This window comes from Bacillota bacterium, assembly GCA_024653485.1.
Classification (GTDB): domain Bacteria; phylum Bacillota; class SHA-98; order UBA4971; family UBA4971; genus UBA6256.
Map to the genome: position 1 here is coordinate 110,250 of JANLFY010000007.1, position 13,780 is coordinate 124,029.

Genomic DNA, 13,780 nt, shown 5'->3' on the forward strand with positions numbered 1-13,780 from the left:
GAGGTTCCTGCGATCATTTACTGGCGACGCGGGCACGGATGACCACGGACGCAGGGAGAACCGCGCGGACGGAAGTCCCTTCATGTGCAGTCCCGGGAGCCATGTGGTATTCTTGAGCTGCGTGTCTCTGGCGCGGGCGTGCACAGCGGGCTTGCACCACGGTTGGCTGTACCGTAGGATCTGAGACGGCGGGGCACGCGAGAGGGCATGCGGTCGCAATCTCGAGAGGCACGGCGTTCCGGAACCGAGGTAGTCATCGGCTGGGGGGCCAAGGAGCCGCGTCGCCGCGGGATCGGGGAGCGGAGCGTTCGGAGGGAGAACGGATCCGGTGGTCGTCATTCAGGCAACCCAGATATCCAAGTCGTTCGGGACAAACCAGGTGATCTCGGCAGGATCGTTCAGGATCAGGGCCGGCGAGAAGGTCGGGTTGGTCGGGCGGAACGGCGCCGGGAAAACTACCCTCCTAAGACTGATCGCGGGGTTGGAAGCGCCTGACTCCGGCGAGATCGTGGTGGCGCCGGACGTGCGGCTAGGGATCGTTGAACAGGATCCATCTTTCGACCCGGGGGCATCCCTGATAGAGGTGGTGTACGACGGCCTTCGCGAGCTCACCGAGATGGAGAAGGACATCGCGCGACTGTCTCGCGAGATGAGCTCGCCCGAAGTCGCGTCGTCCCCCAGACGGTTGGACAGGGTGATGCGCGAGTTCGCTGCCGTCACGGAGGAGTTCGAGAGGCGGGATGGATACTCCACGGACAGCAGGGTGGCCGGGGTGCTGGCAGGCCTGGGGTTTTCCCGCGAAGACCGTTCCCGCCCCGTCGGCAGCTTCAGCGGAGGCGAGAGGACGAGGATCGCGCTGGCGAGGGCGCTCATAGCCCGACCCGATGTGCTTCTGTTGGACGAGCCCACCAACCACTTGGACATCCCGTCCACGTCATGGCTCGAGGATTTCCTCGCGGAGTACGAAGGCGCAGTCGTGGTCATCTCTCATGACAGGCAATTCTTGGATTCCGTCGTTACGAGGCTCCTAGAGGTGGAGGACCACAAGATCATCGAATACGCGGGGAACTACTCGTGGTATGTCGAGGAGAAGGGGCAGAGGCTCGCGCAGCAAGAAACTGCATATGAGCTCCAGCAGAAGGAGGTCGCGAGGCTGGAGGGCGCGCTCAAGCACTACACAGCCCTCTCGGCCAGGAACAACAAGTTCGCGAGACGTGCGGAGGACATCCGAAAGAGACTCGCGCGCATGGAGCGCGTAGAGAGGCCGATCCTGAAGCGGAGGAGCATGGGCTTCTCCGTGTCGAGCTCGGGGCAGAGCGGAGAGTGGGTCCTGAAGGCCAAAGGGCTTACCATGACGTTCGGCGACCGCGTCCTGTTCAAAGACGCAGACATTGTGGTGAAGCGAGGCGAGCGCGTCGGGATCGTCGGCAGGAACGGTGTTGGGAAGTCCACCCTCCTGCACCTCATCACCGGCCGCAAGGAACCGTCGGCTGGAACCGTGCGCATCGGGACGGGCGTTTCGGTGGGGTACTACGATCAGCAACACGCTGACCTTGCGCTCGAAAGGACCGTGCTCGAGGAGATGATCGGGTCGACCGGGCTCGCGCCGCAGCAGGCACGCGACCTCCTAGGACGCGTCCTCTTCAGGGGCGACGACGTGTTCAAGCGAGTCGGCGACCTGTCGGGGGGCGAACGGAGCCGGGTCGAGCTCGCGAGGATAATGGCGCTGGGATGCAACCTGCTCGTCATGGACGAGCCCACGAACCACTTGGACATCGATTCCATAGAGGTCCTTGAGAGGGCGCTCGCGGCATACGAGGGCACGCTTCTAGTGGTATCGCACGATAGGTACTTCCTCGAGAGGACGGTCGATAGGATCATCGAGATCGAGGAAGGCCGGATCGTGGACTACCCTGGAGGGTACGCATACTATGTCGAGAAGAAGGTCGCTCGCGAGACGAGCGCCAGTGACGTGCCCGAGATTTCGCGTGGGAGGGATGGCGCGGCGGAGAGGACGAGGACGTCGAACAAACAACGCGCAACCTCGCGCCAGCCGAAGGACTCGCGGGATCGCCCAGATGCGGGAAGCGCCGATCACGACCAAGAGGCTGCAGCCATTGAGAAGCGCATCATGGAGCTGGAGGATGTCATCAAGCAGCTCAACGCGGAGCTCGCGGACCTCGAGATATACCTCCATCCCGAGCGAATGGCCGAGAGGGCCAAGGCGCTGCGAGACGCGGAAAAGGAGCTCTCCACGTATTATAGGAGGTGGGAGGAACTAGTGTTCACCCGGTAGACCGGGTACCGCCCGATCCCATCCAGACACCAGAAGCAGCGTGAGATATGGTCCCGGCTGCCAAAGGCCTCCGACAGCAGCAGGATGCGACCCCGCCAGAGGCACGCGATAGCCTAGCACCAGTCGCGCGTGAGGGGAGATGTCGCACGCAGCTCGGGCCTCCAGTGCCGCTACGGATAGGTCTCCAGGACGTAGGTGCGTCCAGGACACTCCCGCGCCGAGGGATAGTCCTGGTGCCACCCGGCGTTCGAGGTGCGCCGCTGCCGACTGAGTCACGGTGGAGGCAGGCACGGGCGGAGAATGGTCGTCGATCCGCTTGAGCGAGAAGGTCCCTGACGCGGACGTCGCCTGGTCGAGCGCCACTGAGCAAGAGAGGGATAGGGAGAGCTTTCTCTTCGTATGCAAGTGCTCGGGGCGGCTCACCTCGCTTTGGCAGGTGAGCCTAGCCACCGGCTCAAGGCGTCCCGGAAGGGCGATGCCAGCCTGCATCGAGACAGATGAAGCGCTGGGCTCGAAGGAGGCGTCAAGATCCGCGTGCCACGAACCACCGCCCAGGGCATCTCCCCCGACGAGCATCGAACCTGTGAATCTCCGGTTCGCTGTGTCGTACTGGCCGACCATGGAGAGGCGAGCCTTTCCACTAGCCAGGTACCGCACTTGGAGAGTCGACTCTGCCGCGCTGTCGGTCGGTCCTCCTTGCGTAGCGGAGGTACCGATGTGCCGACGGTGGGTCAATGAAAGGCTGAGACCGCCGCCGAGAGGAAGGGAGAACGCAAACTCGGCTGCGGGGTGCGAGGCCCCCCGCAGGGACAGTCGCCCCGCGACCCCCGATTGCATCGCGAGGGTGGCGCTCACCGTGGGATGGACGAGTATGGCCTCACCGCTCTTGGCGATGTCCACGCCCGTTGCGATGGTCAGCCCATCGGCAATGGGCGCTTCCCAGACCCCGGACAGCTGAGGCAACCCCTGGGTCGTATCGTAGCTTGCCCCCAAGGTGAGACCCCGCACAGGTGTGGCATCCATCCCCACGCGAAGGGCGGGGAGCCCGGAGCTTGCCCCGGATGCCAAGGATAGCCCCGCGGTGAACCTGACGTGCCGTGCTATGGGGGTGACCAGGGTCGCGAGCCCGGAGAATGCGGATTCTTGCTGCGGCGCTACAAGCCGGTCCATCATCTCACTGCTCGTTGCGGCCCAGCTCATGCGGCCTTCGCTGCTCAGGCTCAGCTCAAGGCCGGTTTTGGCACGGGCAGCGACACTGCCCTCCGCATGCAATGAGGTGTATTGCAGACCCATCTCCAAGGTGACGGACTCCGCTCCAGCTAACACCCAACTCGGCGACGCGGTGGCAGCGTCTGCCTCAGACTGGTCGGAGGGTTGCAGCGGAATGTCAAGCCGCACGGTCTCACCCGGGGCGATGCTCACCACAATCATGGTCGTCCGCGGCTCCCAGCCTGGCGGGAGAGTCCGCTCGTCCACCCGAAGGACGTGGTTTCCGGGGGACAAGCCCCCCAGCACGACTAGTCCTCCGGCGTCGGACCTTGTAGACTTCGCGCCGCCCGCCCATACGAGCACTCCTTGTGCGGGCTCATCCGTCCGCGTCATCCTGCCGTCCCGATCGCGATCGATGAAGACCCGGCCGACGACGGCTCCTCGGGCGGATTCAGCCGCGGCGTCGATGCCCAGTCGAACGACGGCCTCCTCCGATCTCAGGATGAACTTGCCAAGTGCAGCCGATGCACGCGCGCGCAGCACGCGGTCGCCAGAGAGCGCGTCCGGCCCAACTATGGCCTTGAAGGAGAAGTTGACGGAGTCCCCTCCCGGTATGGCCCCGAGATCCCATGAAACGCCGGTCGTCGTGGGGATAGTCAAGGGGACCGTAGCCGTTCGCCCGCCCTTGCCATCATCGAAGGCACAGGTCTCATTGACTGAGCGGACCCCCTGGGGGAGTTCGAACTCGACTCGTGAGTGCGCCAATTCGGACGTGCCGGCGTTCCGCAGGCGAGCTGACACGGTCACGATGTCGCCGACGGTGGCTGATTGTGGATGGGAGCTCACGGAGAGCTGCAGCATCGTTCCCAAGTCGTAACGCGGGCCCGCTTCTCCCGTCGGCCGTTGAGGGCTGCGCGCGCCTCGCCGCACGTTGATGTAACCTCCGGCTATTATATATAGCGAGCTCGTGATTGAGTACGAGTACACGCCGTCAGGGACGGGCACGCCAGCCATGTCCCTCCCGTCCCACGTCTCTTCGTACCAACCATCAGGCGGTCGCGGAAAGGATCGCGTGAGCACCACTCTGCCAGTGGAATCGAATACCTGGACCGTGACGTATGGGTACGACACGCGCGAGTAGTAGTACCGCACCGTGGCGACCTGATGAACGTCTGGGTCGAAAGGGTTTGGATCCACGTACGACGTCGCGAGCGTTCCGAAGCTGGTTGTGTACACGAGATCACTCCGGTACTCCGCTTCGCCGGCTAGAGCCGGGGCATCGTAGCCTACGCTCAGCCGGTAGTCCATGGCTACGATGCCACCGTTCACCGGGCCGTCGGTGACCAACGTCACCGGGGCAGTGGCGCATTTCTGAAACGGTGCGGGTTGCCCGTTCAAGCGGGCGGCGAGCTCGAGGCTGCCGATGGGGAAGGTGGGACCACCTTCCCCGGCCCTGAAGTCTCCGGTAGCGGCGACGCTCAGGTTCCAAGATCCCGCCCTTTGCGTCTTCACCGCGATGTACACTGCGTCAGAGACCGTGCGAGGCGGCGACTCTGGGCTCACCTCACCGAAATGGATCCCGCCTTCTTCCATTGTCATCTCGAGGGTAGGTTGAATAGCCTGAGTCGCCGCTTGCGGCTGTAGCATCATCGCCGCTGCCATGCACAGGATGGATCCCGCGAGTGCGATACGCTTCGACCCGGTGGCCATTCGCACCGTCACCCCTTGACCTGGACTCGGATGCCGCTGCCGACCACGAAAGCAGTGGAAGCCGAGACCCCTTCGCCCTCCCACTGCAATGTCGCCCTGGCCATATAGTACCCGGGGGACAGTGTCCCTGGCCAAGTAACGCGGACGACTGTGTGGCACCCTTGCGCGGGACTCGCACCCTGAAGCGCGACCACTCCCACCCGCTTCATCTGGTAGTCCCAGATCTCCACGTAGCCCAGGGGATCGAGGAGCGCGTCGGGGAGCGCGCCGGAGGGGACTTCGAGCACGACCTCCATCGGAAGGCCGTGCCCTTCACTTACGACCGGCACGCCCAGGCGAGCTATCCTAGGTGTGTCCAAGCGTTCGCCCCCGCTTGAGGCAGCCGGGCTTCCCCTCAGCTCGACGTGGGTGGAGGCCACCGCCACGCCTCGCTCGACCTTGAACGCGATGAGCGCGGAGTCCGCCGGTCTACCAGCCGTTGAGAGACGGACCTCCGCTATGTAGGTGCCTGTTCGGAGGCGCTCTGCGTCGATGAGGCCCGTCAGAGCACGCGTATATCCAGGTAGACACGTGGCTGACGCCAGAGCGCCTTGGGCAGCGACTCTCCCACCACCGTCTCTGAGGAGAAGCAACCCGGACAGACTCGCGTGAATCGCGCCCGTGTTCTCGCACTCGGCTGTGACCCGGATGCGGCCTCCTCCGGTATCTCCTTCCACTGTCAGAGACTTGAGCACGGCCTCGGCTTGCGGAGGGGCCGTCGCGCCGCTGGGAGACACGGTGAGAAACGTGAGCACCGCCACTTGGGAGGCGGCGGCAACTATGCTCCCATGCTCGAGGTTGTCGGCGCGCCTCGCCCGGAACAGGACGACGGGGTACGCGCCGCCGGTGAAACCGCTCCTCGAGTGGACGCGGGCGTACACTGGTCTAGAGCCACCAGGCGGCAGCAGGAACTCCACAGGATCGAGAGTCAGGTAAGCGTCAGCGGAAGCCGGATCCGTCACCTCGCGGTGCAATGGCACTCCAGCCTTGTCATGCGCGCCCAGCCCACACGTTCCACGCACCTCAACAGGGAACGTTCCTCGATTGGTGACGAGCAGCGGACCGATGGTGTCGCCGTCCCTCACGGTCGCCGTTATGCTCGCTGGACTGACGCGAATCGAAATCCCCTGTGATTCGGCCCGCGCAGCCACGGTGGAGACGATGCTCGCGCAAGCAAGTGCAACAAGCGCCGACTTTGCGTTTCTCGCACGTGTCATCAGGGTGCGCACGTGGATCACTCCTTCACCCACAGTAGCTCATCTGCGTCGATCATCAGTTCATCGCGTCCACCACGCGCTGTACGCGCGCTGCGCTCAGTATGTCTGAGCCGCGAGGTACGTCACCTCGATTCTGTACGAGTGAGCCGGGTCAGAGAGAGCTTGGTCGTCGTAGCTCACCTTCTGCCGGAAGATCACGGACACGCTCGTGCCTGCGGAACCCGTCGGCGGCATGCCCGACGCGACCACCGCATCGTTTCCGGAGATCGGCGCGAAGTCAGCTCCGTCACTCCGCTTCCATTCGAGCGGCGCGGCGAGGGTGTGGGGGGAGGGCGAAGCGTAGCCTGTTCCCGTCCACTGCTTCATGCGTCCGTCCTGAGCGTCCGAGCGGATCTTGAGCGCCCACGGCGCGTTCGAGCGCACGGTCACGACTTGCGGTGCGGACAGCGCAGGAGGCGCGGCCACGTCGAGGTTCCCAAGGCTGACCGGACCCGGGAAGGACGCCTCGAGAGCTGGCACTACCTTGCATGTAACGGGAACGGTCGCTTGGTTAGAGGCCCCGGCGTTCGCCGGGACGCTGAGCTTTGCCGTAGTTGTTGCGGCGATGGTGAGCGAGACCGTGGCGACGACTGTCACTCGTCTGACACGAGAGCGGAAGTCCATGATATCACCGGCCTTTCCGACCATAGAGTTCTGTCGCCCGGCTCCCCTTCGGGCTCGTGGGCGCGCGGGATGGTTCTTCGGGAGAGTCCAGGCGTCCTTCCGGCCTATGGGTGATCAAAAGGGGTGATTCCGGCGGGGTCTTGGTGATCGGACCGCCTGCAGGAGATCGGGAGGGCGCGTAGAAAGCGCGTAGAGAGGTTTTTGCGTTGGAGGAGGTGGTCTAGTGGAATTACGCGCGCGCATAGTCGAGATGCCGCTTTCCGTGCCCTTTACGATTGCAAGAGGCACGCAGACTGTGGCTCGAAACGTCATAGTTGAGATAAGTCATCGCGGAGTGACAGGTCTCGGCGCGGCAGCGCCGTCCCTGTTTTACGGAGAGTCAGCCGAACACGTGATGGCCGCCCTGCCGCGCCTGGCAGAGTGTCTCGGCGATGATCCTTTCGCGATCGAGCGGGTGTTCGACGGGATGAACCGAGCGATGCGGTTCAACGCGGCCGCAAAGGCCGCCGTCGACATGGCCATGTGGGACCTTGCAGGCAAGCTCTGCTCGCTGCCGGTCCATCGGATGCTCGGGCTGGCCGGCCTAGCGTTGCCAAAGACGTCGTTCACGATCGGCATCGATAGCCCTGAGGTCATGGCGGAGCGTGCCGTAGAGGCCGCGCGCAGGTTCTCGGCACTGAAAATCAAGATGGGGGCTCCCGACTCCCTCAAGGCCTTGGAAGCGGTGAGGCGTTCAACGGACGCCACGATAAGGGTGGATGCGAACGCTGCGTGGACGGCGAAAGATGCCGCGGCGCTCGCCCATGAGATCCGCGGGTTCGGGGTGGAACTCCTGGAACAGCCGGTGCCTCCTGGCGACATCGACGGCCTGAGGTTTGTCCGGGAACGGGCTCGCATGCCGGTAGTGGCGGATGAGAGTGCAGTGAGCGCCGAAGATGTGCCTCGCCTTGCGGGCACGGTGGACGGCATCAACATCAAGCTCATGAAATGTGGGGGAATCACCGGCGCTTTGCGCATGATCAGGGCAGCTCGGGCCTGTGGCCTCCGGATCATGCTGGGCTGCATGGTGGAGACGTCGATAAGCATCACCGCCGCTGCCCAGATAGCGGGGCTCGTCGACTGGGCCGATCTCGACGGAAGCCTCCTGTTGGCGCGGGATCCCTGGAAGGGCGTGACGGTTCGAGATGGAGGCGACCTCATGCTCCCAGAAGCTCCGGGTCTCGGGGTCTCGCCCTCGTAACGGACGGGGCCGACCCGGAGTGCGCCGCCTGCCTGGGCGAGGCGCGGGGAGAGACCCAGTTATCGTCGGATGTCCTCCCGCATAGGGATAGTGCAGGGCCGGTCGACGAAGCCCGACTGCCCGAAGCGGGTGGCGAGAAGGTGTTCGTGCCCAAGAAAGCCCTTTATTGCTGGGTCCTGGGATTCGCCGCGTTGCTCGCGGGCGCAGCAGCCTTCGGCCGCGCTTACATCCTTCCGACCACGGCGAGGGTCTATACCAGGACGCGCGGATACCCCGAGGTAGTGTACGCGCCTTACTACACTGAGGGGCCGCGGATAACGGCGGCATCCGCGGTCCTCATCGAGAGCACTACAGGCACGGTTCTCTACGGCAAGAACGAGAACGTGCGGATGCACCCGGCGAGCACCACGAAGATAATGACGGCGATACTCGCGATCGAGCTCGGTGACATGGACTCCGAGGTAGTGGTGAGCGCCAATGCCGCTGGTGTTCCAGGGTCGTCGCTGTGGCTGCGCAGAGGCCAGAGGCTTAGGCTCGATGACCTGGTCCGTGGGACGATGCTGAGGTCGGGAAACGACGGCTGCGTGGCCATCGCCGAGCACATCGCGGGCTCCGTGCCGAGGTTCGTGCGGATGATGAACGTCAAAGCCCAGAAGATCGGGGCCTTACGCACGAGGTTCGCGAATCCCCATGGTCTGACCGAGCCGAACCATTATTCCACGGCATTTGACCTGGCGCTCATGGCGCGATACGGGTTGCAGTACCCGCTGTTCGCTGACATCGTGAGCACGCGTGAGGCCGACATCGAGGTTGCCCAGGGCGACGAGTCAGAGCGCCGACGGCTTGCGAATACCAACGCCCTACTGTGGTCGTTTGAGGGCGCCGACGGAGTGAAGACCGGCACGACCGCGGCAGCTGGGTACTGTCTGGTCGCCTCGGCCACAAGAGGCGGAGTACAGCTCATCTCGGTGGTGCTAGACTCAGCGTCGAGGTGGACGGATTCGGCGAAGCTGCTGGACTACGGCTTCAGCCACCACAACGTAATGACCTTCGCCCGCAGGGGGCAGGTCGTCACGGCGACGCGCGTCGAGGGGGGGTTGGACCGGGAGATCCATCTCGCAGCCGCGCAGGACCTACGCGTCGTGGTTCGTAAGGACTTGGCTCACCTCGTCGAGGAGAGGATATTCATCGACGGGGTGCCCAGGGCACCGATAAAGAGTGGCGAACCCCTCGGGAGGCTCGTCGTTCTCTTCGATAAAGACGAGATGGCATCGGTGGATCTCGTGGCGTCCGAAGCGGTTCCTCGACCATCCGTCCCGCGCGCATTCCTGAGGAATCTTGAAGAAATCCTTCGGAAGGGAAGAGCGGCTCTCCGTTCAGGTGGCGCCAAGACGAAGCAGCGTTAGAGGAGTGAGATCGCAGTGTCTGAAGGAACACCAAAGGACTTTGAAGTCATAGTGATAGGAGCGGGCCCGGCCGGCCTCGCGGCAGCGCTGTACGCGGGTCGTGCGAGGCTTGCCACGGTCGTGGTGGAACGAGCGATTGTCGGTGGACAGGCTTCCACAACACACCTCATAGAGAACTACCCTGGGTTCCCGGACGGGATCTCCGGACCAGACCTAATGGAGAGGATGGAACGGCAAGCGCGCAAGTTCGGCGCCGAGTGGCGCGCGGCGGACGTTCGCGCGGTCGTCGCGAGCCAGGATACACGAGGATTCGTTGTCCACACGAGCGAAGGCGAGTTACGCGCAGCTGCCGTCATCGTCGCAACAGGAACAGAACCGGTGAGGCTCGGTGTCCCGGGTGAGGACCGGCTGCGTGGTTCCGGCGTTTCGTACTGCGCGACGTGTGACGGTGCCTTCTTCCGAGACAGGCGAGTGTTGGTAGTGGGCGGTGGTGATTCGGCGATAGTCGAGGCTCTCTTCTTGACCAGGTTCGCTTCACGGGTGACCGTCGTTCACAGGCGCGGCGAGCTTCGGGCCACGAAGGTCGTGCAGGAAGACGCGTTCAAGAACCCGAGGATCGACTTCGCCTGGTATTCAGTGGTCGATGAGATACTCGGCGAGGACAAGGTGGAAGGCGTGATCGTCAAGGACGTCCGGACGGGCGAGAGGCGGCGGCTCGAAGCGGACGGGGTCTTCGTGGCCGTCGGCAGCCGGCCGGATACCGGCTTCATCGCTCCGCTCGCGGATCTTGACCCCCAGGGCTACATACTTACTGATGACAGGATGAGAACGCGGACCCCGGGCGTTTTCGCGGCCGGAGACGCGCGTGCGAAGGCCGTGCGGCAGATCGTTACGGCGGTGGCGGACGGGGCGATCGCCGCGATAGAGGCGGAAAGGCACATATCCGGGCATTGACTGGCGGGACGACCTGAACTCACTCAAGGGGCGCGCGGGTCACCCGGGGGCGTGTGCGCGCTCCTGGCGTCTGCGAGGCGTTCTGCGAGGGTGTCCGGCGCGTTCCAAGAGGGCATCACGGGATACACAGCGAGAACCGCCGGCGGGCCCAGGTTCGGAGAAGGCCCGCGGCGGCTCTCGCCGGGTTTTGGGTGGTCTATTGGCGTGGGTCGGTTGTCGTCGTTGTCGCTACTTGAGTCGTCGCCACTTGGGTCGTTGTCGCCTGCGAGAAGGCGCACGACTCTCTGGTTGCTCATCGCCTACCCGCTCTTGCGGGACCCGAGGTGTATGTGAAAGGGCGCGCGCCTCGAATGCCCTGATACCTTGAGCTTTCGTCCGGCGTTCGTCAGGCCGTCGTCCTCGCACCCGACTCCCCGCCCGACTCCCGCCGGTCCTCTCGCCTTTCTCCTTGCCTATCTTCCAATAAGTCATAACGCAGACCGCGTTCCTCGGTTCCCAAACAAGACACGATCTCGTCCACTTCTTTTTGATCTCATTTGTCGCCTTTCAGTGGAGGAACTCTCTCATGCGTCGCGAAGAAAACATTGCATAGACCTTCAATTCGGGCCTCGTAAGAGCCCTGGTCAGAGCGCTGCCAGGGTTTTGGCCTGCTTGAGGGGTTGTTGTGCTTTGCGTTCTTGTAGTAGAATAGGTGATGGTCGGGAGGTGGGGTGCTTGGCTTACGAGGCCCTCAGGCAGTTGGAGGCGGCCGAGGCACGAGGGGACGAGATCCTCAGAGAGGCTCAGACGCGCGCGAGGTCGATTGTCCAGGATGCCCGTACCACAGCACGGATGATCATAGAGAACGCGATCGCGGAGGCGGCCGCCCAGGCCGCAGCGAGCGCCAGGGCCCAGGAGGCCGAGGCCAAGGCGGCTTGTGCCGTCGTAGCGGAAAGGGCGGCTAGCGTCTGCCGCGACCTGGCAAGCCAGGCCCGGGCCAGGATGTCACTGGCAGTCGATCTAGTGGTGGAGAGGATCGTGACGGCAAGTGGCAGTCGCTAGAATGAAGAAGGTCGTCCTGGTTGCACCGGTCTCGGAGGCTCGCGGGATCGCCGAGACCCTCCAGGAATTGGGCGTTCTCGAGCTCGTGAGGGAAGATTTGCAGGTCGATGGCGTGATGCCTAACGATGGCGCCGGCGCCTCCAGGGCTTCTGTCGGAGGTATTCAGGGTGACCGCGCAGGCCAGGCCGACGACGCCCGGGGCTTGGAGGAGATCGACCAACGCCTTAGTGAGCTAAAGTTCTGCATAGAGTTCCTTGACAGGTTCGAGAAGGTCAAGAAGAACCTCATTCAGCAATTCGCCGGCGGGAAAGTGCCCCTTTCCGAGTCAGCGTTCGAGGAATACGGCGGGCTATACGAAGAAGGCCACGAGGTGTACGAACGCTGCCGACAGCTGGACGAGGAGCTCACCAGGCTTCGCAACGAGGAGAGTCGCGTTCACTCCACGCTCAGCCAGCTCGAGCCGTGGTCGTGGCTCGACGTCCCGCTTGCTAGGATCTCGGGGACGCATTTCCACTCGCTCATCTTGTGCGAGGTCCCCAAGAGGGCGCTCGACTCTGTCATAGATCGGCTCGAGGAATCCTGCTACGCCGTGCACATCGAGCGCGGACCTGAGAACAAGAGGACAGTGCCGGTTGCGGTGATATGCCCTGCCACCGATAGGCAGAGCGTGCTCGACGTGCTTGCGGAGAGAGGACTCGCTCCCGCCCAGTTGCCCGCGGCCGACGGCGCGCCAGCCGAGGAGATCCGAGCGTGCGGCGAGGAGCTCGCCCGCATCGCGCGCGAAACGGAGCGGGTAATGGGTGAGGTGAGACGCGTCCTCCCTGAACGCGTCAAGATACTATCACTGTACGATAGCCTGTCTCTGGAGCGGGATAGGCGAGCGCTTGAGCGCGGCTGTCCAACGACGCGGACGGCCTTTGCCCTGGAGGGATGGGTGCGCGCTTCCGATCTCCCTGAGCTTGAGAAAGCGCTCGCGCCGCAGTCGGGGCTGGTATATGTTGAGACGCGGGACCCAATCGAGGGCGAGATCCCGCCTGTTGCGCTGGAGAACCCAGGGGCTGTGACTCCTTTTGAGGCCGTGACAGAGATCTACAGTATGCCTCAGGGCGGATCGGTGGACCCCACAACTGCGTTGGCACCGTTCTTCCTGGTATTCTTCGGCATAGCCCTCGGTGACGTTGGCTACGGGCTCGGCCTCACTGCGCTTTCCCTCCTACTCATGAAAAAGGTCAAGATGGCTGGTCTCGCAAAGAAGCTCTTCACTCTCCTAGCCATGTGCGGGGTATCGTCAGCGGTCGTGGGGGTCCTGACAGGAGGCTGGTTGGGCAATCTCGTCAAGATCCCGCCACTCTGGTTCAACCCGATGGACAACCCCATGCTCATGCTGGGGGTGTCGTTCGCCCTGGGCATAGTCCACATCTACGTGGGTCTTGGAATCAAGTTCTACTCCAACGTAAAGCGCGGGAGGCCTCTTGACGCTGTCTTCGACCAAGGGCTCTGGTACGTATTCCTCACGGGCCTTCTCCTCCTTCTGGGAGGCACGAGTTTGAGGAACGAAGGGCTTGCGGCCGCAGGCCGGTGGGCTTCTCTTGCCGGGGCGGCTGGGCTCATCCTTACCCAGGGGCGCGCGCACAAGAACCCTCTCAAGCGTCTTGGATCGGGAGTCCTCAGCCTCTACGGGGTGACAGGGTATCTCAGCGACGTGCTGTCGTATTCCAGGCTTCTCGCGCTCGGGCTCGCCTCATCGGTGATCGCGGTGGTGATCGACGACATGGCCTTGCGGATGGCCGGAGTGCCGTTCGTGGGGTGGATTCCCATGCTCCTTTTGCTCCTGGTGGGACACGGGTTCAACCTCGCGATCAACGTGGTGGGCTCGTACGTGCATTCGAGCAGGTTGCAATACGTGGAGTTTTTCAGCAAGTTCTTCGAAGGGGGCGGGCGAAGGTTCCTGCCCTTCAGAAAGAGGACGAAGTACATCGAAGTCATGGAGGAAGGGGAGGCATAA

General features: G+C 63.6%; 9 protein-coding genes. 6 read left to right on the plus strand and 3 right to left on the minus strand.

The genetic code is table 11. The features are described 5' to 3' along the window. Positions 1-328: 328 nt before the first annotated feature. Entirely contained in the window at positions 329-2,296 is a 1,968-nt protein-coding gene (locus tag NUW12_07295; GenBank protein MCR4402576.1) for an ABC-F family ATP-binding cassette domain-containing protein, read from the plus strand. Here NUW12_07295 and NUW12_07300 read toward each other — a convergent pair. The 3 genes from NUW12_07300 to NUW12_07310 form a co-directional block, all read right to left on the minus strand. Further along, positions 2,279-5,215 (minus strand): hypothetical protein, encoded by a 2,937-nt coding sequence (locus NUW12_07300; protein ID MCR4402577.1) that lies wholly within the window; start codon positions 5,213-5,215, stop codon positions 2,279-2,281. The two genes, NUW12_07295 and NUW12_07300, sit on opposite strands and share 18 nt — an antisense overlap. Before the next feature lie 8 nt (positions 5,216-5,223). Next, entirely contained in the window at positions 5,224-6,483 is a 1,260-nt protein-coding gene (locus tag NUW12_07305) for a hypothetical protein (protein ID MCR4402578.1), read from the minus strand. An 84-nt stretch (positions 6,484-6,567) separates the two neighbouring features. Beyond that, the gene (locus NUW12_07310; GenBank protein MCR4402579.1) at positions 6,568-7,158 is read right to left on the minus strand and encodes a hypothetical protein; all 591 of its coding nucleotides are present in this window, start codon (positions 7,156-7,158) and stop codon (positions 6,568-6,570) included. A 199-nt stretch (positions 7,159-7,357) separates the two neighbouring features. Here NUW12_07310 and NUW12_07315 point away from each other — a divergent pair, with 199 nt between their 5' ends. The 5 genes from NUW12_07315 (at position 7,358) to NUW12_07335 (ending at position 13,780) form a co-directional block, all read left to right on the plus strand. Then, positions 7,358-8,374: a dipeptide epimerase gene (locus NUW12_07315; GenBank protein MCR4402580.1), complete on the plus strand. Its 1,017-nt coding sequence runs from the start codon at positions 7,358-7,360 to the stop codon at positions 8,372-8,374. Positions 8,375-8,514: 140 nt separating this feature from the next. Then, positions 8,515-9,780, plus strand: coding sequence for a D-alanyl-D-alanine carboxypeptidase (locus tag NUW12_07320; protein MCR4402581.1), 1,266 nt, complete (start codon positions 8,515-8,517; stop codon positions 9,778-9,780). Between the two features lie 15 nt (positions 9,781-9,795). After that, positions 9,796-10,734 (plus strand): thioredoxin-disulfide reductase, encoded by a 939-nt coding sequence (trxB, locus tag NUW12_07325; GenBank protein MCR4402582.1) that lies wholly within the window; start codon positions 9,796-9,798, stop codon positions 10,732-10,734. Between the two features lie 714 nt (positions 10,735-11,448). Continuing rightward, complete coding sequence (locus NUW12_07330) at positions 11,449-11,775, plus strand: hypothetical protein (GenBank protein ID MCR4402583.1); 327 nt, start codon at positions 11,449-11,451, stop codon at positions 11,773-11,775. Beyond that, positions 11,762-13,780 carry a V-type ATP synthase subunit I gene (locus NUW12_07335; GenBank protein ID MCR4402584.1) on the plus strand — a complete coding sequence of 673 codons (2,019 nt, stop codon included), beginning with the start codon at positions 11,762-11,764 and terminating at the stop codon, positions 13,778-13,780. The genes NUW12_07330 and NUW12_07335 overlap by 14 nt, the downstream gene beginning before the upstream one ends.